The organism is Flavobacterium rhamnosiphilum (assembly GCF_004349195.1).
Classification (GTDB): domain Bacteria; phylum Bacteroidota; class Bacteroidia; order Flavobacteriales; family Flavobacteriaceae; genus Flavobacterium; species Flavobacterium rhamnosiphilum.
In genome coordinates this window covers 725,780-748,304 of record NZ_SMLG01000001.1, presented here as the reverse complement: position 1 = coordinate 748,304, position 22,525 = coordinate 725,780, and the positions used below count along the sequence as shown (strand labels likewise).

Here is a 22,525-nt window from a genome sequence, read left to right as displayed (position 1 = left end):
AAATAGATATGAAAAAAATAATTACTCTAGCTATGCTAGTTGTCTTAGGAGCAGTTACTTCTAATGCACAAGAAACTTCAAAAAAATTAAAAGTTACTAATACTAAAGCTACTACTGCAAAAGTAAATGGTGCAGGAATGGTTTTTGTAACTGAAACTATTGACTACGGTACGGTTGCATACAACTCTGATGGTAAACGTGAATTTGTTTTCACAAATAACGGTAACAAACCTTTAATCATTACTAACGCTCAAGGATCTTGTGGTTGCACCGTTCCTACTTATCCTAAAGAACCAATTGCTCCGGGAGCAAAAGGAGTTATTGGAGTAAAATATGACACTTCAAGAGCAGGTCAACCATTTAATAAAACAGTAACATTGACCACTAATGCTGTTGTTCCTACCAAAACACTTACAATAAAAGGAAATGTTTTAGCCGCTGAACCTTCAAAAAGCTAAATTTTAACTAAATACACAAAAAAGCTTCCATTAACTTCGGAAGCTTTTTTTTTGAATAATTTACACAAACATGAGAAAGCTAGAAAACAGCGAACTGGATCGAAAATCTATCGAAGCATTTAAACAATCTGAAAAAACACCCCTGATTTTAGTATTAGATGATATCCGCAGTTTGCATAATATTGGTTCCGTCTTTAGAACAGCCGACGCATTTTTGATTGAAAAAATATATTTGTGTGGTATCACTGCCATTCCTCCAAACAAAGAAATTCACAAAACAGCACTAGGAGCTACTGAAACTGTCGCTTGGGAACATAATGAAAATGTTCTTGACGTTATTGAAAAATTAAAAAAAGAAAACACCACCACACTTGCCATAGAACAAGTAGAAAGTGCTGTTTTTCTCCAAGATTTTAAAATCGAAAAGGGCAGAAAATATGCTTTGGTATTTGGAAACGAAGTACATGGAGTTTCTCAGGAAGCGGTTGCCTTGTGTGATGGTTGCATCGAAATTCCTCAATTAGGCACTAAACATTCTTTAAATATTTCAGTAAGCGCAGGGATTGTGGTTTGGGATTTATTTAAACAATTTAACGATTAGATCTTTGGATTTCTGGACAATTGGATTGTTAGATTTTTAGACTTCTTAGATTATGATAAAACGAAAAAATAAGGTAGCAATACACTACATTTCTTACCCACCTTATCTAATTTTTCCAGAATAAAAAATCTAACAGTCTAAAAATCTAAGAAGTCTGAAATTAGTCTATTTTCTTCTTAATTTCATCTAAAACATAGAGATAATCTTCTTGATTTTTTACGAAATCCCTATTAGAAACATCAATAATCAAAACATTCAAATCAGTTTGCGATTTAATATAATCCAGATAACCGCTATTGATTTTATCCAAATATTCGGCCGGAATTTTTTGTTCGTAGCTTCTGCCGCGTTTCTTAATATTTTGCAACAGCCTTTCTGAATTTTGATACAAATAAATATACAAATCCGGTTTTGGCATTTCTCTGTAAATGATATCAAACAGATTACGATACAAACGATATTCATCTTCGGCCAGTGTTATTTTGGCAAAAATCAAAGACTTAAAAATATGATAATCGGCAACCAGAAAGTCTTTAAACAAATCAAATTGCGCCAAATCATCAGACAATTGTTGGTATCTATCAGCGAGAAATGACATTTCCAGCGGAAACGCATATCGGTTTTGATCTTTATAAAATTTGGGTAAAAATGGATTGTCCGCAAAACGTTCCAGAACCGTTTTCGCATTAAAATCCTCGGAAATTTTCGTAACCAAAGTGGTTTTTCCCGCTCCGATATTCCCTTCGAAAGCGACATAATTAAATTGCTCTAAAGAAATATTCTGCAAAGGATTTACTAAATTCTGAACCACTGTACAAACACTTTCATCTGGAGACAATGTCAATAATTCCGAAATATTTTTTTGAAGAATAGGATGTTTCCAATCTAAATTTAAATCCTGAATGGGCAACAAAACAAAATTCCTGTTTTGCATTAAGGGATGCGGAATTTGGAGTTTTTCGGTAGCAATAATTTCTGAATCGAAAGCAATCAAATCAATATCAATCGTGCGTGATTGATACTCATGTGTTTTATTCCGCAAACGACCCAATCGCTTTTCAATTTTTAAAACCTGAGACAGAATTTTATGTGCGGAACTAAAAGTATGCAAAACCAAAGCACAATTATAAAAAGCATCACTTTCAAAACCCCAAGCTGGAGTCTCATATAATCTGGAGACTTTGATTACAGTACCAATTTCTTGATGTATCAATTCCAAACAACGTTCGATATTTTCCAAACGATTGCCTTGATTACTACCTATAGATAAAATGACCTGATGTTGTGATTTCATAATTAGGTGCAAATTAACTAAAAGAATTTTAGAATTAGCAATATATTTGTATCCTGTGTTGATAATTAAACTTAGAAAGTACAAACAATTATTTGTAACATTTCAATCTTTTTTACGACATATTAAAAAAATATAATTATGAAATTTTTAGGAAATGTATTAGCTACCATTATAGGTATTTTTGTTTTTTTCATGTTGTTCTTTTTTGGAATTATTCTCATTGGAGCCATTTTTGGTGGTGAATCTGAAGGTGTTGCGGTAAAAAATAATTCTGTTATCGAATTGGATTTGGAAGACATCAGAAACGACTATGCCGGAAAATACAAAGACCCTTGGGTAACTATTTTTTCAGAAAACAAAAAAATAGGTTTATCAGACATTATCAATGCTATTGAAGAAGCAAAAACGGATGCCGACATTAAAGGCATTTCTATCCTAAATAATGCTTCGTCATTAGGTATGGCGCAAAGCAAGGCATTAAGAGATGCTCTGGAAAGCTTTAAAAAATCAGGTAAATTCGTCATGGCTTATGCCAATTCGTATTCACAAAAAGAATATTATCTAAATTCTGTTGCCAGCCCAATTTACTTAAATCCTGTTGGAGATATGGATTTCAAAGGCCTTTCTGCTGAACTTATGTTCTTTAAAGATTTTCAGGAAAAATCAGGATTAAAAATGGAAGTAATACGCCATGGAAAATATAAAAGTGCTGTTGAGCCGTTTTTAGAAAATAAAATGAGTGATGCCAACAGAGAACAAACTACCGCATTATTAAATTCAGTTTGGAATTCAATCACTAGTGACATCTCTAAAAGCAGAAATATATCTGTGGCTAAATTGAATGAAATTGCCAATGGACTTCTAGCTCGAACTCCGGAAATGGCAAAATCCCAGAAATTGGTTGACATTGTTGCCTATGAAGATGTGTACCACAACGCCATCCGAAAAGCACTTAAAGTAGCCAATGACGAAGAATACAATAAAGTATCTATTTGTGATTATGCTCAAAAAGTAGCCACTACTTCGCAAACTTTCGACAGTAAAGATGAAATAGCCATTATTTATGCCCAAGGTGAAATTAGGGGTGGCGAAGGTGATGTCAATGTCATCGGAGAAGGTTCTATGCGTCGCTCGTTACAAGAGGCTCGAAAAAACAAAAATGTAAAAGCGATTGTACTTCGCATCGACAGTCCTGGCGGAAGCGCTTTGACATCAGATTTGATTTGGAGAGAAATTGAATTGACTAAAAAAATAAAACCGGTAGTCGTTTCTATGGGGAATTATGCAGCTTCAGGCGGGTATTATATTGCTTGTAATGCCAACACCATTTTTGCCGAAGAAAATACAATCACCGGTTCTATTGGCGTTTTTGGAATATTACCTAATTTCACTCCATTAGCCACTAAAATAGGAATTCATACCGAGCAAGTTAAAACACATCAAAACTCAGCAAATTATAGTCCTTTTGTTCCAATTGATGAAAAATTCAAAGCCGTTACATTAGAAGGTGTTGAACATATTTACAAAACTTTTGTTACGCATGTAGCTCAAGGTCGAAAAATGACATTTGCACAAGTTGATGCTATTGCACAAGGAAGAGTCTGGACAGGTTCAGAAGCCCTGAAAATTGGACTTGTAGATAAAATTGGAGGTTTAGATGATGCAATTGCAAAAGCTGCTTCTTTGGCAAAAATAAAAAGCTACAGCACCCAAAATTATCCGGAATACGATAAAAACTTCAATGATCTTTTAGCTAATCTTCCTTTTGCAAAATCTAAAGAAGATTTTATAAAAGAAGAAATTGGAGAAGAAAACTATAGAATTATGCAACAAATAAAAAAATTACAAGCGCAAAAAGGAGTTCAAGCCCTAATGCCTTTTGAAATTAATATTCAGTAAGAACTTTATAACTCACTAGAAAATCCGTTTAATCAATTGCTTAAACGGATTTTTTTATACTATAAAGTTAAATTATTGTTTATAAAAAACACCAAGAAAATTACTCTGTCCTAAAAATACTATTTTTGTAAAAGAATACAAGGCGCTGTTTTTGCTCCACGTATAGAATCTAAAGAAATTAAATTATGGTAAAGAAAGTTTTAAAAATCATTGGAATTCTGATTATCCTACTCGTCGTGACTTTATTTGCTGCGCCTTATCTATTTAAAGATCAAATAAAAGCTAAAATTTCTGAAGCTATCAATGCCAAAGTAGATGCCAAAGTCACTTTTGCAGAAGCGGATTTAAGCTTATTCAAAAATTTTCCAAATGCGAATGTGACACTGGGAAAATTAGTCATTATAAACAAAGCTCCTTTTGAAGGTGACACTTTGATTTCACTAGGCGAATTGAATTTAAAAATGTCTATCAAAGAACTTTTTAAAGGTAAAAATGAAGCGATGTCTATTGACGGAATCACTTCGAAAAATGGACTAATCAATATCATTTTCAATAAAGACGGAATCGGGAATTACGACATTGCTTTGAAAGATGACAAAACCAAAGACGATGGAAAAAGCAGTCCGTTATCATTAAAAATACAAGATTATAAAATTGAGAATTTCAAGTTCCGCTATTTTGACGAAAGTTCAAAAATAAAAATGGCAATCGACAGTTTAAACCACGAAGGAACCGGGGATTTTGCAGCCCAAAAATTAGATTTGGTTACCAAATCAACGGCGAAAGTATCACTCGATATGGACAAAGTCAATTACATGAAAAATGTTGCCTTGACTCTGGACGCAGTTTTGGGAATCGATTTAGAAAAAAGTAAATATACCTTCAAAGAAAACAAAGCGTTAATTAATCAATTGCCACTGGAATTTGATGGTTTTATTCAAATGGTGGAAACGGGTCAACAATATGATTTGAAATTTAAAACCCCAACTTCATCCTTCAAAAATTTCTTAGGAATTATCCCTGCAGCCTATGCCTCGAGTTTGGACAACGTAAAAACAACCGGCGATTTTACCGTAGTGGGTTTTGCAAAAGGCTTGTATTCTGACACAACGGTGCCAAAATTCAATATTGAAATCGCTTCCAATAACGCTTCATTTCAATATCCTAATTTACCAAAATCGGTTCAAAATATCGTTATTGACACTAAAATTATAAACGAAACAGGGATTCTAAATGATACGTATGTCAACTTGGACAAGCTCTCTTTCAAAATAGATCAAGACGTTTTTAATGCCAAAGCCAACATCAAAAACATAACACAAAACGCAATTGTTGATGCCGCTTTAAAAGGAACTATCAATTTAGCCAATCTTTCCAAAGCGTATCCTATAAAACTGGACAAGCCATTATCAGGGGTTTTAAAGGCCGATGTGACTACAAAATTTGATATGCAATCTGTAGAGAAAAGTCAGTATCAAAACATCAATAATGCGGGAACAATGAGTCTTTCAGGTTTCAATTATGTGGATGAGAACGGCAAAACAATGAACATCAGCACTGCCCTAGTTCAGTTTAATCCCAGCCAAGTCAATTTGAAACAACTGAATGCGACTACAGGAAAAAGCGATATAAGTGTAACGGGAGTTTTAGAGAATTTTTACGGGTTTATATTTAGAAACCAAGAATTGAAAGGAAACTTCAACATGAATTCTAAACAATTAGCCGTTGATGATTTTATGACAACCGGTGAAACCACTAAAACCGCGACTAAAACGACCCCGACGGTTCGGGATAAAAAAGCAGAGGCAATGAAGATTCCTGCTTTCTTAAATTGTACGCTTACCGCAAAAGCGACTACGGTTTTATATGATAATTTGACTCTGAAAGATGTATCGGGAAAACTAATCGTGAAAGACGAAAAAGTGACTTTAGAAAATGTAAAAACATCTATTTTCGGTGGAACAATTGGTGTAAATGGAGCTGTTTCCACAAAAGGAAAAACACCAGTTTTCAATATGGATTTAAAATTAAATCAAGTCGATATTGCACAGTCTTTCACCCAACTGGATATGCTGAAAAAAATTGCGCCAATCGCCGGAATCATCAACGGAAAATTAAATTCAAATATCAAATTGAATGGAAATCTTGATGCAACAGAACTAACTCCTGACTTGAAAACGCTTACCGGAGATTTATTGGGACAATTGCTTTCTACGACAGTAAACTCAAGTAATTCGACTTTGCTGACCGCTTTAGGTTCTAACTTAAAATTCATTGATGTAAGTAAAATCAATTTGAATGATTTGAAAGCGGCGGTTACGTTCAAGGACGGAAAAGTAAATGTAAAACCATTTGACATCAAGTATAAAGACATTAAAGCAACTATTGGAGGAACCCATGGTTTTGACCAAAGCATGAATTACAATCTAAAATTTGATGTTCCCGCAAAATATTTGGGTTCAGAAGCGAATGCGCTAATTGCGAAATTATCTCCTGCTGACGCTGCAAAACTGCAAAGCATTCCGATAAATGCGATATTAGTTGGGAATTTCACGAATCCAAAAATAACAACTGACATCAACAGTGCAGTAACTAAATTGACCACTCAACTAGTAAACCAACAAAAAGACAGATTGGTGAAACAAGGAACTTCGGCTTTGACTGATTTCATTAATAAAAACAAGAAACCAGGAGATACTACAAAAACGGCGACTCCAGCAACTCCCGCAACTAAGGAAGAGGTAAAAACTAAGGCTAAAGATTTATTAAATGGATTGTTTAATAAAAAGAAAAAAACAGAAGAGCCTAAAGTACAACAACAATAATTTGATATAAAGCAATAGTTTTTCATCATACAAAAAAGCAGGAATCTCTAAAATTGAGATTCCTGCTTTTTTATGGAATTTTTATACGTTGATTTTTACCGCATATCCTTCGGAACCACGGATATTAAAAACCGTTCCATCATCTAATGGAAAATATGTTTTTTGTTCGTTGCGAAAACAAATCCTCTGGATCGGTTAGTTTTTCTAATTCTTGTTTTAGGTTTGTTCTTAGAATGCTCAATCCAAATTGATACGAGGCATTCATCCAACCAAAACCTTCTTCCGTAATATAATCGAATGCTGTGCCTACATTACCGTATTCGGCTAAAATTTTATGAGAACTCGTTTCTAAATTAAATTTTTCAGGAATGGTTCCGTTAAAATCTACGGCGTTTCTTGTGATGAGCCACAACCAGCGGTAAACCATTTCTTGAGCTTCCTCTACATAATTATAATTTAATAATCCTTCCCATAAAATTATTTGATGCGGCGCCCATCCAAAAGGGTAATCCCATTGGCGCTGCGGCGAATCGACATCAATATCGGCAATCGCTTCTTTGGTACTTCCTGCAATTCCCCCTTTTAATTTGAATTTTGGCAATGCTGTCTTTACCAAAATTTCAGCTTGCTCTGTACTGCATAATTTTGCCCAAAGCGGATAAAAAGTTGTAGCTGCTTCAAATTGATGTGCTTCTTCTGTTATAAAGTTATAATCAAAATAGACTCCTTTATCCTTATCCCAACACAATTCGTCAATTTTTTCTTTTCTAAAAGCGGCTTTTTTATTCCAATATTCTCTGGAATAAACTATGTTTTTATCATATTGAAAATGATTATCAAACTCATTTTCAATCAAGAAAGCAATATCCGTTTCGTATTTATAAAGTAAACTATTCAAATCTATCGCATTCAAATCGGCACAAACATTGACCAAGCGATTGGTGGTGTCGTGCCCGCTTTCGCGCATGCTGCGATCGTGAACAAAATAAGCATCAAGATTGGCATCAACAATTTCTCTTTCGAGGTATTTTTTTTCAAAATCACGCAAAGGCAAATTGTACAACAAAGCATATTTTTCAAGAACATCATCAAAATGCCCCACCTCAACTTCAAACGGAAGACCAATTCCTTCCGCCTTGTATCGGTTTAATCCATTTGGCCTAAGCCTTTTCCCTTCTTCCATCCAAACCGTTTGGTATTCTTTGATAGCAGTCTTAAGATGTTTTTCGATCCAAGATGCTTCTGGCTTTGATTTTTCCACAATGGCAACAATCAAAGAGGTGTATAACGGTGGTTGTGTTCGTGTCAAATAATAACTTCGATTCGCATTGAGAATCTTACCATAATGGTCAATCTGGTATTTAAAATTTTCGGCAATGGCAATGGCAAGCTCCAATTTATCGTCTAATAAAAGTCCCATTGCTATAAAATAGCTATCCCAGCCATACATTTCGTTGAATCGCCCGCCTGGAACCACAAACGGAACCCCTTTTGTTTGACTGCCTTCTTGCTGCAAAGCCAAAGCCAAGATTCCCGGCTTTTTATTTAAGGTCAGCTCATATTCTGATGAAATATTTTCGGGCAACTGAACGACTTTTAATTTTGGAATCGATTTTTCCAGGTTTTTAAAATACTCAAAAGCCATATCATCCTTTTTAGGAACATATAAATACGAAATTGAGTTCTCTATCTTTTCATCTTCTATAATTTTCGCAACTCCTTTTGCGTCAATAGTTCTGGTGAGCCCTTCCCAATATAAATTTTTTATTTTTCTAGAAATGCGACTTACAGGATTTTCAATTATTTCAGAAATGTCAATTTCGGCAAAAACAGAATTGTATTTTTTAGACAAAGCCAATTCCTGCAATAAATTGGAAAGATGATAGGTTCCTTCTATCTGTATCGAATTTCCGTTTTTGTCTTCCAATAAAAAACTTTTTGGACCTTGATCATCAATCGTAATTTTTTTGTCGCCATCCGTATCTTCCTGAGCTAATAAACTCTGAAGTGTTTGATCTATGTTTAGTTTAAATTTCATTTTTAGCAGTTATTTTTTTTAAAATAAAAAAAGAAATCAATAGTAATGACATTGGAATTAAGGTGTAATAGAATGCATTTTCCGGTCCTTGATTCTGGAACAACCAACCGATAATCCTGGAACCTAATGTACCACCAAGTGCTGAAAAGACAACAATTAAACCTGTCATTGAACTATGTAGTTTTTTTGGCAAAGCACTCAATATAACCGAATTGAGCAACGGATAAATAGGCGCAATAAATAACCCCACAAGTGGAAATGCAAAACCAATTAATGGTATATCACGAAACGAATCGATTGTTTTCACTTCAAGTCCAACCGTTTTTGGCAGCACGAAAATTACAATCAACATGGCACATACAATACAAAAACTCAATACCCAAATCCAATTTATTCTTTTGGTGATTTCGCCGGCTAAAATTCTCCCAATTGCTAATGAAATGGCCAGAATACTTGCCATCATTATACTATTGTTCTCGGATAAATGAAGTACTTTATCATTGAATGTTGGCAGCCAAGACATAATTCCTTGCTCGATCATTACAAATAAAAAGGCACTGACAACAAAGACAACAACCAATAATTTTGTCATCAATTTGAACATTTGCGAAAAATCATCCGCTAAATTCACACCTGAAATTTCTGTTGGCTTTTCTATTTTTGTAAAAAACAAAAAGACAAACGAGAGTAATGATAACAAAGCCAAAAGCCAATATACATTAAGCCAGGAATCTGGATTAGCTTCATCATTGAAAGCTGGGAATAAAAAATAAGCCAATGCAATTCCTATCATAAAAACTCCTTCGACACTGCTCATTAATGCATTGTGTTCCCTTTGATTTTCGGTTATTGTGCCAATTAACGAATAGACTGATACTTTTATCAGTGCAAAAGACACACCAACAGTTGCAAAAAGCAGTTTTGCATAATCAAAGGAATTACCATAAAACATGGCAATACAGGCAAAAGCCACCAATCCCAACCCAATAAGCATTGCTTTTTTATAACCAATTCTAGGTAAAAAAGAAGCAATTAAAAATGAAACAATTGCAATGGGCAAGTCCTTAAAAGCCTCCAGAATACTGGCCTGCAATTCGTTTACACCATAATTTTTTTGCGCTTTTAAAATCACAATTCCAACGCTGTTCAGCAAAATGGCAAACACAAAATAATTGAGATATAGCACTGTTGTTATTCCTACTTTTTTCATAATAATCTATTGATTTACTGACGAATGTAGCAAAAACCAAATGCTGTTATAAAAACAACATTTGGCTGAACTAATTAATACAAAACTAAAAGTTAATTGCTACAGAGAATCTGAAAGCACGTCCTAAAATAGGTCTTGCCAAAAACACATCGCTAGCAGATGATGTTGTCTGTCTAGGATTCCCTTCGGTTAAACCAATTTCATTAAACAGATTGGAACCATCAAGGGCAAATCGTAAATTATTTACTTTGTAATTTAGACCCGCACCAACTTCCTTGAAAGCAGGTAAAACTTGTTTGTTATCTTGGTTGGTGTATTTTTTGTCAAAATAAGAATATTGAACATAGGCGGTTAATCTCTTCGTAATATCAACTTCCGGTCTTACGGCACAGAAGAATTTAGGGATTCGACGGGCAGCATTTCCGTTGTAATCAAAAGTGCTTCCATCAGCATTTGTACCGGTAAAATTATCATATTCCGGGTTTTGAACAGTAAAGTTAAAGTTCAATCTCGTCATTTTATATTTTACATTTGTTTCTACTTCTAAACCTAAATTGTTTACATCAGCAAATTTATTTTCAGACGACCCATCGGCTAATATGTCTGTAAAGGCAACATTTTTTAAATTCATGTGAAACAAATTGGCATTCACCGAAAGAAACGAATTTGCATATTTATAACCCAACTCCAATTGATTGACAAAAGTGTTTTCCAGTTTACTTAAATCATTTGCATTGTCATAAAAAGATTCCTCAATTGGCGATCTAAAACCGTGGCTGTATCTTAAATAAGATGCCATATTATCATTAAACTTATAATTTCCTGCTCCGGTATAAGAGATCTCACTTACATCATATTTCCAATACGTATAAGGATTTCCCTGAATTGTAGTTACGGCGTCATCGGCAGTATTATTATCTAAAACACCTAGATTTTCGGCAAAGAAACGAGCATTGTCCCTATATCCTGAATATTGGTTTTTATCATATCTTAAACCCACATTAAATGTCAATTTATCCGTTGCCTGAATTTCGGCATCTACATAAACATCATTTAATTTCCCTTTGGTTTGTGCATCTCTTTCAAGCCAAGTAATTCTTTCGATTCCATTCCAAGTATGGGATATTCCAGTTGCCGTATTATTTACATTTACCAATCTTGGATTGTCGGTAACATCTACCAAATAGTTACTCCAGTTCCAGTATTGATTTGATTTCCAATTTGAATAATAGTAGCCAACAGTAAGATTAACAGGCTTCAAATCGAAACCGAAAGATAGATTATTGGCAAAATTCTCCATTTGTTTGTGAATGTACCAATGATCGGCTCTCATAATCAATGAATTTGCATTTAATGCCGCATCGTTGTCTACATAAGTATAACTCAAGTTTCCAGTATCTGCAGGAGCTAATCCTTGCACATCTGTTGCGTAAGCTGTTTGTGACCAAGGCCCACCGGTGCTGAAAATAGCATTGTAATTCAAATCTATTTTAGTGCTTCTGAATGCATTTTTTAAGGTAACTTTCTCCGAAACTTTCTTTTTGAATTCGGCTCCAATAGCATCAACAACTGGATGTACACCATCTTCTAAATCGGCATTAAAGGTTCCTCCACCGTATTGTGGCACACTTAAATGCGAGAAATTTGCAGAAGTCAAAGTACCGTAATTGGGATCAAATCCATCTATTCCTTCGACTTTTCCATTGTTACTTTTTAATGGAATTGGCAAATAGAATGTATTTCTGTCATCTAGTTTCTTATAGTTTAATCTCAAATAACCTCCATCATCAAACTTATAAGTCAAATTCATTTTTACTTGTCCACCTTTGTTTGCTGTAAAACCAGTTTTTCTGATTCCATCATCGACTCTGTAAAATCCACCAACATTAAAGAACAATTTATCTTGAACTAATGCTCCGCTTAAATTAAGATCTGTTCTGAATAAACCATAATCTCCAACGGTAAGTTTCGCTCTTCCTTGAAAATCATTTTGTCCCGTTTTTGAAATAAAATTGATAATTCCCCCTGGAGCATTCGATGCAAAAATAGATGCTGAACCACCACGAACGGCTTCCATTTTACTAACAGTTTCATCAAGTCTATACCAGTTATCAGCATTGGCAAACTGCAAAGCACCGTCTTCAAAAACTGGTAAACCGTCTTCCTGAATTTGTACATATTCATATGCTCCAGCTGATGGAATTCCTCTTGCAAAAAGGTTGTTACCCACTTCTCCACCCGATGTTTCAACAACAAAACCAGGAATGGTTTGAAGAATAGCTGCTGTACTAATTGGCGCTCTATCCTCGATTGCTTTAGCTCCCATAGTCGTAATTGCAATACTTGATTCTAATTTTGATCTTGGGCTTGATGAACCGGTGACAACCACTTCTTTCAAGCTTTGCGACTCAGCTTCGATGCGAAAATCCACCGTTAGATTTTCGCCTTCCTTAACAGAAACATTCTTTTGAGTTGATTTGTATCCAATGTTTGTTACAAGAATAGTATAACTTCCTGCAGAAAGATTTAAAAATGTATATTTTCCGTCAGCATCCGTACTCACCGCTTTTGAAGTTCCTTGAATAATGACATTTGCACCTGGGATGGTTTGCCCGTTCTCGTCGGATACTTGTCCAGAAATACTGCTTTTTTCCTGTGAAAAAGCCATTGTTGGAAGAATAAACACCAGCAGCATTAAAAATAATGCAACTGGGTGATAATTGAACTGTTTCATGATATTTGTTATTTGGTTAGTTAATTGTGGGGTAAAACTAGAGCCTATTTAGTTAGGTAGATGCTGATTTTTTACCGAAAACGTTTTCGATTTTACCGAAAACGTTTTCGACGAATAAATTTAACTAATTATCAATTAGTTTTATTACATTTATTATTATGAATGATACCAGACTTATTGATATTGCAACAGCCTTAGGAATTTCTGTCACTACGGTCTCAAAAGCATTAAAAGGATATACTGATGTTAGTGAAACCACTCGAGCAAAAGTTCTTGAAATGGTAACTTCTATGAATTACAAACCCAATGTCAATGCAGTAAACCTTAGGACAAACGAAACCAAAACCATTGGGGTAATTATTCCTACTATGGTGCATCATTTTTTTTCAAGTGTTTTGAACGGTATTTTAGACGAAGCCGAAAACAGAGAATATCTCGTTATCATTTTGCAATCAAATGAAAAATATGAGCTAGAGAAAAAGCAAATTGCATTGCTGTTACAAAAAAGAGTTGATGGCATTTTGATTTCGCTATCAAATGAGACAGACGATTTCTCTCATATTAATGAAGCCATAAAAAAGAACACTCCCGTAGTATTGTTTGATAAAATTGCTAAACTGGTAAATTGCTCCAAAGTGGTCATTAATGACCGAAAAGCAGCTTATGATGCCGTTACTTATTTAATAGAAAAAGGATATAAAAAAATTGCCCATTTTAGAGGTTCTTATACGCCTCAAAATTCAATTGATCGTTTTTTAGGATATAAAAAAGCACTGGAAGACCACAATATTCCTTATGATCCTTCGCTGGTTTATTTATGCGATCACAACGCCGATTTTGAAGATGGTTATGCCAATGCCCAAAAACTGGTTAATGACCATAAAGATGTCGATGCCGTTTTTGCTGTCACTGATTTGGTTGCTATCGGAATTATAAAATACCTTAACGAAATACAAATCAAAATCCCGGAACAAATTGCTGTTTTTGGTTTCAGCAATTGGTTTATGTCAACCGTAATTTCTCCAAAACTCACAACGATTGACCAGCCTGGTTATGATATTGGTCAACGCGCCGCCTCTATTTTGATAAATGAAATAGCGCAAATTAAAGAACACCTTCCCGTTACGCATCAAACTATTGAACTCCCTACACACATTATCGAGAGGGAGTCTACTCTAAGAAGTTAAACATTTCTGCACACAAATTTTTACACCTCAACTCTTACCACATAGCCCTCAGAACCACGAATATTAAAAACAGTTCCATCCTCAAACAATAAATACTGCCCTTTTATACCCGTTAGTTTTCCTTGAAATTGAGGTGTTTTATCCAAGCTTAAACTGTTTACTTTATTTGGGTATTGTAAAACAGGATAATGCATCTCATACAAATCATTTTTTTGCGAATAGAAATACTCCTTAGCTTCGGCAGGAATTAAATCCTCCACTTTCAATCGTTCTGCAATTAAGTCAATTTGTTCTACATTGTTGGTTAACATTTTCCGCCAATTGGTTTTATCGGCATAATGATTTTTCAAGGCTACCTCTGTAATTCCGGCCAAGTAACGATTAGGAACTTCCACAATCGAAATGGCTTGTGTTGCTCCTTGATCGATCCATCGTGTAGGCACTTGGGTTTTTCTGGTCACTCCTACTTTTACTTCACTCGACAAAGCCAAATACACAATATGCGGTTGCAATTGTACTTTTTCTTCATAAGCCAAATCTCTATCCTGAATTCCAAGATGGGCAGTACTTAACTCCGGTTTCATGATCCAATCCCCAACAGCAGCACTAGAATAGAAACAATCATAACAAAACCCTTGTCGGAATATTTTTTTCTTCTTTCCACAATTCAAACATTGATACCCTACGAAATTAATTTCAAGGCTTTTGTTTAGCAATTGATTCACGTTTAAAAAGCTATTTTCAAAAACCAAATAATATTGAATTGGGTTTCCAAATTCGGTTTGCATTTTTACAAGTACACCTTCGTATGTCATTGTGATTTTAGATTGTTGATTAACGATTTCTGATTTTAGATTTAGCAGTGCAAATTTTAGAATTCATATTATTAGAATTCATTTCTGAGTTGAAATCTTTACTATAATATAGAATTGTTTTTTATAAAAAAACACTATTTTTGATACTTTGACAAAGTTAGTATTTGTCAATCGATATTCAAATCTTAAATTTCAGCCTTTTTCCAATAGGAAAAAATATGAAATTTAAAATCGTTAATCAACAATCTGAAATCTATATGCCTTTAACCATAATCAATTCGTTTGCCTCCTGGGTTCTAAAACAAAGAATCCATCAGATCGAACTTTTCCTAAAATATCCAAATGAGGTTCAGGAAGAATTGCTTATGAATTTAATTCAGTCATCCAAAAATACTGCTTTAGGCAAAGAATATGATTATGCTTCGATACATTCCTACGCGGCTTTTTCCGAAAGGATTCCTATTTCAACCTACGAAGAATTACAGCCACTGATTGAAAGAACCCGCAAAGGAGAACAAAATGTTTTTTGGGAAACACCTATAAAATGGTTTGCCAAATCAAGCGGAACAACAAATGCTAAAAGTAAATTTATTCCAGTGAGCAATGAAGCACTGGAAGATTGTCATTATAAAGGAAGCAAGGATTTGTTGTGTTTGTATTTAAATAACAACGAAGATTCAGAACTTTTTCTTGGAAAAAGTCTGCGTCTTGGCGGAAGTTCCCAAATCTATGAAGACAACAATACGTTCTTTGGAGATTTATCTGCCATATTAATTGAAAATATGCCTATTTGGGCTGAATTCAGCAGTACGCCAAGCAACAAAATTTCCCTTATGAGCGAATGGGAAACAAAAATTGCTGCGATTATAAACGAAACAAAAAATGAAAATGTAACCAGTTTTGCCGGAGTTCCTTCTTGGATGTTAGTTTTAATGAATAAAATGCTGGAAGAAACCGGAAAAGGAAATTTATTTGAACTTTGGCCTAATTTGGAAGTCTACTTTCACGGAGGTGTAAATTTCGAACCCTACCGAGACCAGTACAAAAAAATACTTCCGAAAAAAGAGTTTAAATATTACGAAATATACAATGCTTCCGAAGGCTTTTTTGCTATTCAGGATTTAAATTATTCCAGTGATTTATTATTGATGCTGGATTACGGAATTTTCTATGAATTTATTCCAATGGATACTTTTGGAACACCAGACCAAAAAACGATTCGATTGGCAGATGTAGAACTTTTCAAAAATTATGCTTTGGTGATCACTACCAATTCCGGTTTATGGCGTTATTTGATAGGTGATACCGTTCGTTTCACCTCATTGAATCCGTACCGAATTAGGGTTACGGGAAGAACCAAACATCACATTAATGTTTTTGGCGAAGAATTGATGGTCGAAAATACGGATCAGGCTATTGCCAAAGCGTGTAAAATGACGCAAACGGAAGTAGTCGATTATACCGTTGCCCCTATATTTATGGAAGGTAAAGAAAAAGGTGCTCACGAATGGATGATCGAATTCAAAGACAATCCGGCCGATCTATCTCAATTCCAGAAAGCATTAGATGAATCCATACAATCTTTAAATTCAGATTATGAAGCAAAGCGCTACAACAACATGACGTTAAACCCGTTAGTAATAAATGTAGCCCGTAAAAATTTGTTTTATGATTGGCTAAAAGACAAAGACAAATTGGGTGGACAACACAAAATTCCAAGACTTTCTAACCAAAGGGATTATTTGGAACAACTGAAAAGCATGCAGTTTGAGATAATACAGTAGACTAAAGATGAAAAATATATTTTACATCCTGATGGCATTATTTTTTCTAAATTCCTGCGGACCGCACCGTATGAGTTGTGGTGCAAGAGGAATTTGTAAATCTCCCGAAAAACAAACATTGGAAAAACCTGAAAAAGTGTTTACCGCTAAAGTATAAAAAATAGGCTGTCCGAAAAGTAATTTAGGGACAGCCTATTTTATTATTATTATTATTATTATTATTATTATTATTATTATTATTATGCACTTTTACTCCTCCTCCATCATATCAATATGCCTGTCGTGGTAGCCTAAGAGGTATAAAACACCGTCGAGACCCAGGCTGGAGATTGAAGTAGCTGCATTTTCTTTTACCGTTGGTTTGGCATGAAAAGCAATTCCTAAACCTGCCAAATTCAACATTGGCAAATCATTGGCACCATCACCTACAGCAATAGTTTGGTTGATGTGAATGCCTTCTTTTTCTGCAATAGCTTTTAGATATTCTGCTTTCTTTTGACCATCGACAATCTCACCGAGATAATTACCAGTCAATTTACCGTCTTTAATTTCCAATTCATTGGCATGAACATAATCAATACCTAGTTCCTTTTGCAAGTATTTTCCAAAAAAGGTAAAGCCTCCTGATAAAATAGCGGTTTTATATCCGTAATACTTCAAGGCCTTCATCAAGCGATGGGCTCCTTTTGTTATGGGCAGATTTTCAGCAACTGTTTGCAGCACGTCTTCGCTCAAGCCTTCTAACAAAGCCATACGCTGTTTGAAGCTTTCACTAAAATCTATTTCGCCATTCATAGCCGACTCAGTTATGGCTCTTACTTGCTCACCCACACCCGCTAATTCAGCTAATTCATCAATTACTTCTGTTTGAATTAAGGTAGAATCCATATCAAAACACACCAAACGTCTGTTTCTTCGATACATATTGTCTTCTTGAAAAGAAATATCCACATCTAAAGTTCTGGAAATTTCCATGAAACTGGCCGTCATCAACGTTTTATCGACAATATTACCCGTCACAGATAATTGTACGCAAGAACGAGGAAATTCTTCTTTTTCAATAATAGAAACCCTGCCCGTTAATCTTTTAATAGCGTCAATATTCAAATTTTGGTTCGATAATATTCTGGTCACAGCCGCTAATTGTACAGCCGTTAATGTTTCTCCCAAAACATTTATGATATAGCGTTGTTTGCGTTGCGCTTTTACCCAAATTTCGTAATCAGCAATAGAAATTGGAATAAACTTAACTTTAACCCCCAATTCATATGCTTTAAACAATAAATCTTTTAAAACAGGTCCGGAAGAAGAACCCGCTTTTATTTCAAATAAAATGCCTAAAGAAAGGGTATCATGAATATCTGCCTGTCCAATATCTAAAATAATGGCATCATAAGTGGCCAAAATGGATGTTAAACCAGCAGTTACCCCAGGTTTATCCTGACCAGAAACTTTTAATAAAATAACCTCTTTATCTTCTACTTGCATGTTATAATTATTTGATTTAGAATGGACAAAAATCGGCAATCTGGCGTTGATAAAAAAAAATAATGTTCCTTTTTTTAAACAATAACAAATAGTTTAAATTAACCATAAAAAAACCTGCTCAAATCAATGAACAGGTTTGTATTTTTGAGAAAAACGCAATCCACGAGCAAATCAGGATTTGTTTTAATGCTAATTATTTTTTCTCGTTTTCATCAAAATTCACCATCCAATTAATCCCAAATTTATCCGTAAACATTCCAAAATAAGCACCCCAGAATGTTTGACTCATTGGCATCGTGACCCTTCCTCCAGCCGAAAGTCCGTTAAACAATTTATCGGCTTCTTCTTTGCTTTCGGTGTTGATTGAAACAGAAATATTTTGACCAAATACCACCTCTTTACTTGACGAATTGTTGTCACTTCCCATCAAGATTGCTCCTTTGCCGATTGGTAAACTAACGTGCATGATTTTTTCACTATCTTCTTCAGAACCAGATTCGCATCCTTCGGTATTTGGCGGTATGTCTTTGAATCTGCCAATATAAGAGAATGCTCCACCAAATACAGATTGATAAAATAGAAATGCTTCTTCGCAATTTCCATTAAAAACTAAGTACGGATTAATTGACGCCATGATTGTAATTTTAAATTAATATTTTATTTTTCTTCTGAAAGTTTCTTTAGCATATCTAACCCTTTTGGAAATGTGGTTTTGAAATAATCGACATACTTTTCGACTGAATCCATTTTAACGGCTAAAACAGTCAGACCATTATTTTCGGTTAACCGATAGGTTTCCATAGCACCTGTCCATTCTTGAGTGGCATCATCAACAGGCATTTCCTTAAAGTTTTTAATTTCACTCAAATGTTTAAAAGCCATGTATTCATTATCATTTTTCTTGTAAATAACACTGTTCATTCCGTCTCCATTTGGAGATAAAAAATGAATTTTACTGCCTTCTTTCCAATCGCTTACCGCATAAGTCCCTTCACAAAAAACGGACGTCCATTGTTTGTATGTTTCTTCATTCCATAAAACGTCCCAAACTTTTTCTTTTGGAGCATTGATCTCAATTTTAAATTCCAGTGTTGTCATTTTGTGTTTTTTTAGATTAACTTAAACCCTACTGTTTTGGTACTTTACTAAAATCCATATATAACATATTCCAGCGATGTCCGTCTAAATCTGCAAAACCACAACCGTACATCCAACCTTGAATTTCTGCAGGTTTAGCAAAAACTGTACCTCCGGCTTCTTCTACTTTCTTTGCAAATTCATCCACTTCTTCTCTGCTTTCTGCATCAATTGAAATTAATAGTTCGGAACTTGATTGCGTATCTGTAATTTTATTTTGAACAAAACCTTCAAACATCGATTCCTCAAAAAGCATCACCGCAAAATTAGAAGCTCCAACTGACAGGCATGTTGATTGCGGAGTAGCGTATTGTTCATTAAAAGAAAAACCTATTTTAGCGAAAAATTCTTTTGATCTCGCCACCTCTTTTACCGGTAAATTAAGCCATATTTGCTTTGTCATTTTGTTTGTTTTTAAAGGGTTGAATTTTCAACATATTTTTTAAAGTTATCCAAAATTGCCTGCCAGCCTTGTTGTTGCAATGCTTCGGTATTTTCTGTTTCTGGGTCAAATTGTTCTGTAAGTACGACGCCATTCTCTTGACTTTCAAAAACAATTTTCACCTTTCTCCCATCTGCCATTTCGTATTCTATTAAAGAAGAATCCACTACATTAGTATAAATTCCTTCAAAATCAAAACGCATTTTACCGTCTTTTGAAGCCATGGTGTATTTGAACTTTCCTCCAATTTTCAAGTCATTTTCCGCAAAAGGAGTATGCCAATCTTCAGAGGCATTATTCCACTTCATGACATGTTCCGGAGCAGTCCATAATTCCCAGACTTTTTCAATTGAAGCGTTTATTGTACTTTGTACCGTTATCATTTCAAGTTTCTTTTTTAAATTTTCAGCTATAAATTTACAAATTATTTAAAATCAGCCACATATAAATACATGAAAAATATAATTAAAAAAAAGCTAGCAATAATCCATAAAAAAACCTGCTCAATGGAATGAACAGGTTTACTATTTTTAGAAAAGATTAATCTTTTCGAGAACTCAAATTACGATGCAATTTCCAAACGTTTCAATAAATTTTTATTCAACGTTTCTTTCGCATACTCTCTGTCAATTTCTAATATTTTAGTATCAGAACTTGGCAATTCATACATCGCATCAGTTAAGATGGCTTCGCATAAAGAACGCAATCCACGAGCTCCTAATTTATATTCTAACGCTTTATCAACAATAAAATCCAACGCTTCATTTGTAATGGTGAATTCTACGTCGTCCATCAAAAATAATTTCTCGTATTGCTTGATTAACGCATTTTTAGGTTGTGTCAAAATCGCACGCAAGGTTTCTCTGTCTAAAGGATCCATGTGTGTCAACACGGGCAAACGACCAATAATCTCCGGAATCAATCCAAAATCTTTGATATCTTTTGGGATAATGTATTGCAACAAATTGTCTTTATCAATGTTATCTACATTTTTTGAAGTAGAATAACCCACGGCTTGACGGTTCAATCGTTTTGAAATAATTCTTTCGATTCCATCAAAAGCACCACCGGCAATAAACAAAATGTTTTGTGTATTTACCTCAACGAATTTTTGGTCTGGGTGCTTGCGTCCTCCTTTTGGTGGTACATTCACAACAGTTCCTTCCAATAATTTCAATAAAGCTTGTTGTACACCTTCACCGGAAACGTCACGTGTAATAGACGGATTATCACTTTTACGAGCAATTTTATCTATTTCGTCTATGAATACAATTCCGCGTTCCGCTTTGGCAACATCATAATCAGCAGCTTGTAGTAGACGAGTCAAAATACTTTCGACATCTTCTCCCACATAACCTGCTTCCGTAAGAACTGTCGCATCAACAATAGCCAAAGGCACATCCAACATTTTCGCAATGGTTTTAGCCACCAATGTTTTTCCTGTCCCTGTTTGTCCCACCATGATGATGTTACTTTTTTCAATCTCAACTTCATCGTCCAATTGTTGTTGCATCAAACGTTTGTAGTGATTGTAAACCGCAACGGACATTACTTTTTTAGTTTGGTCCTGTCCAATTACATACTGATCCAAGAACGCTCTGATTTCTTTTGGTTTCTTCAAAATCAAATCTCCAACCAGTTTTGAACTTCCGCCTGATTTTAATTCTTCTAAAACAATTCCGTGTGCCTGTTCGATACATTTATCACAAATATGTGCATTGATACCAGCAATCAATAAATTGGTTTCTGGCTTCTTTCTTCCACAAAACGAACACTCTAATACTACTTTTGCCATTTTTTTTTAGTAATCAGTAATCAGTATTTAGTAATCAGTTGCTCAGTTTATAAATAGAAGAACTTCCTAAAAACTGAACACTAAAAACATGAACACTGAACACTTATTTATCCTCTTATTAAAACTTCATCAATCATTCCGTATGCTTTTGCTTCTTCGGCAATCATCCAATAATCACGCTCGCTATCACCGTGCACTTTCTCGAAAGTTTGTCCGGAGTGGTGAGAGATAATTTTGTATAACTCATCTTTCAGTTTCAACATTTCACGTAAGTTGATTTCCATATCTGTTGCAACTCCTTGCGCTCCGCCTGATGGTTGGTGAATCATTACTCTTGAATGTGGCAAAGCCGAACGCTTTCCAGATGCTCCTGCACATAACAACACCGCTCCCATAGAAGCTGCCATTCCGGTACAAATAGTTGCTACATCCGGTTTGATGTATTGCATCGTGTCATAAATTCCCAATCCTGCGTAAACGCTTCCTCCCGGAGAATTCAAATAAATCTGAATATCCTTAGAAGCATCGGCGCTTTCAAGGAACAATAATTGTGCCTGAACGATGTTTGCGATTTGATCGTCAATTCCTGTTCCAAGGAATATAATTCTGTCCATCATCAGCCTGGAGAAAACGTCTAATTGTGAAATATTCAACTGACGTTCTTCGATGATATACGGAGTCATGTTTTTAGGAGTCATTGCGCCTACGATTTTATCGTAATACATGGAGTTTACTCCTTGATGCTTTGTAGCAAATTTTTTGAATTCTTTACCGTAGTTCATTTTTTTTTAAGTTATGAGTTATGAGTTATGAGTTAT

The 22,525-nt window shown here is 34.7% G+C and carries 19 protein-coding genes; 7 read left to right on the top strand and 12 right to left on the bottom strand.

Annotation, left to right across the window (positions count from 1 at the left end; all coding sequences use genetic code 11):
* The first annotated feature begins 8 nt into the window (after window positions 1-8).
* Both E0I26_RS03265 and E0I26_RS03260 read left to right on the top strand, forming a co-directional pair.
* Window positions 9-458: a DUF1573 domain-containing protein gene (locus E0I26_RS03265; protein WP_131915053.1), complete on the top strand. Its 450-nt coding sequence runs from the start codon at window positions 9-11 to the stop codon at window positions 456-458.
* 70 nt (window positions 459-528) lie between these two features.
* Window positions 529-1,059, top strand: coding sequence for an RNA methyltransferase (locus tag E0I26_RS03260; protein ID WP_131915052.1), 531 nt, complete (start codon window positions 529-531; stop codon window positions 1,057-1,059).
* A gap of 160 nt (window positions 1,060-1,219) precedes the next feature.
* Here the strand turns inward: E0I26_RS03260 and folK are convergent, their stop codons facing one another.
* Entirely contained in the window at window positions 1,220-2,353 is a 1,134-nt protein-coding gene (folK, locus tag E0I26_RS03255) for a 2-amino-4-hydroxy-6-hydroxymethyldihydropteridine diphosphokinase (RefSeq protein ID WP_131915051.1), read from the bottom strand.
* A gap of 138 nt (window positions 2,354-2,491) precedes the next feature.
* Here folK and sppA point away from each other — a divergent pair, with 138 nt between their 5' ends.
* Together sppA and E0I26_RS03245 are read left to right on the top strand one after the other, a co-directional pair.
* A complete protein-coding gene (sppA, locus tag E0I26_RS03250) occupies window positions 2,492-4,252 on the top strand; it encodes a signal peptide peptidase SppA (RefSeq protein WP_131915050.1) in 1,761 nt (586 codons plus the stop codon).
* A 185-nt stretch (window positions 4,253-4,437) separates the two neighbouring features.
* The gene (locus E0I26_RS03245) at window positions 4,438-7,077 is read left to right on the top strand and encodes an AsmA-like C-terminal region-containing protein (RefSeq protein WP_131915049.1); all 2,640 of its coding nucleotides are present in this window, start codon (window positions 4,438-4,440) and stop codon (window positions 7,075-7,077) included.
* A 139-nt stretch (window positions 7,078-7,216) separates the two neighbouring features.
* Here the strand turns inward: E0I26_RS03245 and E0I26_RS03240 are convergent, their stop codons facing one another.
* From E0I26_RS03240 to E0I26_RS03230, 3 genes are all read right to left on the bottom strand, one after another.
* Complete coding sequence (locus E0I26_RS03240) at window positions 7,217-9,115, bottom strand: alpha,alpha-trehalase (protein ID WP_131915048.1); 1,899 nt, start codon at window positions 9,113-9,115, stop codon at window positions 7,217-7,219.
* On the bottom strand, window positions 9,105-10,325 hold the full coding sequence (locus E0I26_RS03235) for an MFS transporter (RefSeq protein WP_131915047.1): 1,221 nt from the start codon (window positions 10,323-10,325) through the stop codon (window positions 9,105-9,107). The genes E0I26_RS03240 and E0I26_RS03235 overlap by 11 nt, the downstream gene beginning before the upstream one ends.
* Before the next feature lie 85 nt (window positions 10,326-10,410).
* Window positions 10,411-13,059: a TonB-dependent receptor gene (locus E0I26_RS03230; RefSeq protein WP_235831707.1), complete on the bottom strand. Its 2,649-nt coding sequence runs from the start codon at window positions 13,057-13,059 to the stop codon at window positions 10,411-10,413.
* A gap of 158 nt (window positions 13,060-13,217) precedes the next feature.
* Between E0I26_RS03230 and E0I26_RS03225 the strand changes: the two genes are divergently transcribed.
* Window positions 13,218-14,246, top strand: coding sequence for a LacI family DNA-binding transcriptional regulator (locus tag E0I26_RS03225; RefSeq protein ID WP_131915046.1), 1,029 nt, complete (start codon window positions 13,218-13,220; stop codon window positions 14,244-14,246).
* Between the two features lie 20 nt (window positions 14,247-14,266).
* Here the strand turns inward: E0I26_RS03225 and E0I26_RS03220 are convergent, their stop codons facing one another.
* On the bottom strand, window positions 14,267-15,061 hold the full coding sequence (locus E0I26_RS03220) for a DUF2797 domain-containing protein (protein WP_131915045.1): 795 nt from the start codon (window positions 15,059-15,061) through the stop codon (window positions 14,267-14,269).
* A gap of 257 nt (window positions 15,062-15,318) precedes the next feature.
* On the opposite strand from E0I26_RS03220, the gene E0I26_RS03215 reads away from it, so the two are divergent.
* Window positions 15,319-16,845: a GH3 auxin-responsive promoter family protein gene (locus tag E0I26_RS03215; protein WP_131915148.1), complete on the top strand. Its 1,527-nt coding sequence runs from the start codon at window positions 15,319-15,321 to the stop codon at window positions 16,843-16,845.
* 7 nt (window positions 16,846-16,852) lie between these two features.
* Complete coding sequence (locus E0I26_RS16435) at window positions 16,853-17,002, top strand: hypothetical protein (protein WP_165929393.1); 150 nt, start codon at window positions 16,853-16,855, stop codon at window positions 17,000-17,002.
* A 92-nt stretch (window positions 17,003-17,094) separates the two neighbouring features.
* Here E0I26_RS16435 and serB read toward each other — a convergent pair whose 3' ends face one another.
* The 7 genes from serB to clpP all read right to left on the bottom strand — a co-directional run bounded on the left by serB (window position 17,095) and on the right by clpP (window position 22,489).
* Window positions 17,095-18,333 carry a phosphoserine phosphatase SerB gene (serB, locus tag E0I26_RS03210; RefSeq protein WP_131915044.1) on the bottom strand — a complete coding sequence of 413 codons (1,239 nt, stop codon included), beginning with the start codon at window positions 18,331-18,333 and terminating at the stop codon, window positions 17,095-17,097.
* A gap of 193 nt (window positions 18,334-18,526) precedes the next feature.
* Window positions 18,527-18,967 carry a VOC family protein gene (locus tag E0I26_RS03205; RefSeq protein ID WP_131915043.1) on the bottom strand — a complete coding sequence of 147 codons (441 nt, stop codon included), beginning with the start codon at window positions 18,965-18,967 and terminating at the stop codon, window positions 18,527-18,529.
* A 23-nt stretch (window positions 18,968-18,990) separates the two neighbouring features.
* A complete protein-coding gene (locus tag E0I26_RS03200; RefSeq protein WP_131915042.1) occupies window positions 18,991-19,431 on the bottom strand; it encodes an SRPBCC family protein in 441 nt (146 codons plus the stop codon).
* A 28-nt stretch (window positions 19,432-19,459) separates the two neighbouring features.
* On the bottom strand, window positions 19,460-19,873 hold the full coding sequence (locus E0I26_RS03195) for a VOC family protein (RefSeq protein WP_131915041.1): 414 nt from the start codon (window positions 19,871-19,873) through the stop codon (window positions 19,460-19,462).
* Between the two features lie 11 nt (window positions 19,874-19,884).
* On the bottom strand, window positions 19,885-20,295 hold the full coding sequence (locus E0I26_RS03190; protein ID WP_131915040.1) for an SRPBCC family protein: 411 nt from the start codon (window positions 20,293-20,295) through the stop codon (window positions 19,885-19,887).
* A gap of 179 nt (window positions 20,296-20,474) precedes the next feature.
* Window positions 20,475-21,707, bottom strand: a complete 1,233-nt coding sequence (gene clpX, locus E0I26_RS03185; protein WP_131915039.1) for an ATP-dependent Clp protease ATP-binding subunit ClpX — start codon at window positions 21,705-21,707, stop codon at window positions 20,475-20,477.
* A 107-nt stretch (window positions 21,708-21,814) separates the two neighbouring features.
* Window positions 21,815-22,489, bottom strand: coding sequence for an ATP-dependent Clp endopeptidase proteolytic subunit ClpP (gene clpP, locus E0I26_RS03180; protein WP_131915038.1), 675 nt, complete (start codon window positions 22,487-22,489; stop codon window positions 21,815-21,817).
* Window positions 22,490-22,525 lie beyond the last annotated feature (36 nt).

What these genes read in the sequence shown, in the direction of transcription:
- E0I26_RS03265 (WP_131915053.1), top strand. Translation starts at nt 9, where the DNA reads ATGAAAAAAATAATTACTCTAGCTATGCTAGTTGTCTTAGGAGCAGTT.
- E0I26_RS03260 (WP_131915052.1), top strand. Translation starts at nt 529, where the DNA reads ATGAGAAAGCTAGAAAACAGCGAACTGGATCGAAAATCTATCGAAGCA.
- folK (WP_131915051.1), bottom strand. Translation starts at nt 2,353, where the DNA reads ATGAAATCACAACATCAGGTCATTTTATCTATAGGTAGTAATCAAGGC.
- sppA (WP_131915050.1), top strand. Translation starts at nt 2,492, where the DNA reads ATGAAATTTTTAGGAAATGTATTAGCTACCATTATAGGTATTTTTGTT.
- E0I26_RS03245 (WP_131915049.1), top strand. Translation starts at nt 4,438, where the DNA reads ATGGTAAAGAAAGTTTTAAAAATCATTGGAATTCTGATTATCCTACTC.
- E0I26_RS03240 (WP_131915048.1), bottom strand. Translation starts at nt 9,115, where the DNA reads ATGAAATTTAAACTAAACATAGATCAAACACTTCAGAGTTTATTAGCT.
- E0I26_RS03235 (WP_131915047.1), bottom strand. Translation starts at nt 10,325, where the DNA reads ATGAAAAAAGTAGGAATAACAACAGTGCTATATCTCAATTATTTTGTG.
- E0I26_RS03230 (WP_235831707.1), bottom strand. Translation starts at nt 13,059, where the DNA reads ATGAAACAGTTCAATTATCACCCAGTTGCATTATTTTTAATGCTGCTG.
- E0I26_RS03225 (WP_131915046.1), top strand. Translation starts at nt 13,218, where the DNA reads ATGAATGATACCAGACTTATTGATATTGCAACAGCCTTAGGAATTTCT.
- E0I26_RS03220 (WP_131915045.1), bottom strand. Translation starts at nt 15,061, where the DNA reads ATGACATACGAAGGTGTACTTGTAAAAATGCAAACCGAATTTGGAAAC.
- E0I26_RS03215 (WP_131915148.1), top strand. Translation starts at nt 15,319, where the DNA reads ATGCCTTTAACCATAATCAATTCGTTTGCCTCCTGGGTTCTAAAACAA.
- E0I26_RS16435 (WP_165929393.1), top strand. Translation starts at nt 16,853, where the DNA reads ATGAAAAATATATTTTACATCCTGATGGCATTATTTTTTCTAAATTCC.
- serB (WP_131915044.1), bottom strand. Translation starts at nt 18,333, where the DNA reads ATGCAAGTAGAAGATAAAGAGGTTATTTTATTAAAAGTTTCTGGTCAG.
- E0I26_RS03205 (WP_131915043.1), bottom strand. Translation starts at nt 18,967, where the DNA reads ATGGCGTCAATTAATCCGTACTTAGTTTTTAATGGAAATTGCGAAGAA.
- E0I26_RS03200 (WP_131915042.1), bottom strand. Translation starts at nt 19,431, where the DNA reads ATGACAACACTGGAATTTAAAATTGAGATCAATGCTCCAAAAGAAAAA.
- E0I26_RS03195 (WP_131915041.1), bottom strand. Translation starts at nt 19,873, where the DNA reads ATGACAAAGCAAATATGGCTTAATTTACCGGTAAAAGAGGTGGCGAGA.
- E0I26_RS03190 (WP_131915040.1), bottom strand. Translation starts at nt 20,295, where the DNA reads ATGATAACGGTACAAAGTACAATAAACGCTTCAATTGAAAAAGTCTGG.
- clpX (WP_131915039.1), bottom strand. Translation starts at nt 21,707, where the DNA reads ATGGCAAAAGTAGTATTAGAGTGTTCGTTTTGTGGAAGAAAGAAGCCA.
- clpP (WP_131915038.1), bottom strand. Translation starts at nt 22,489, where the DNA reads ATGAACTACGGTAAAGAATTCAAAAAATTTGCTACAAAGCATCAAGGA.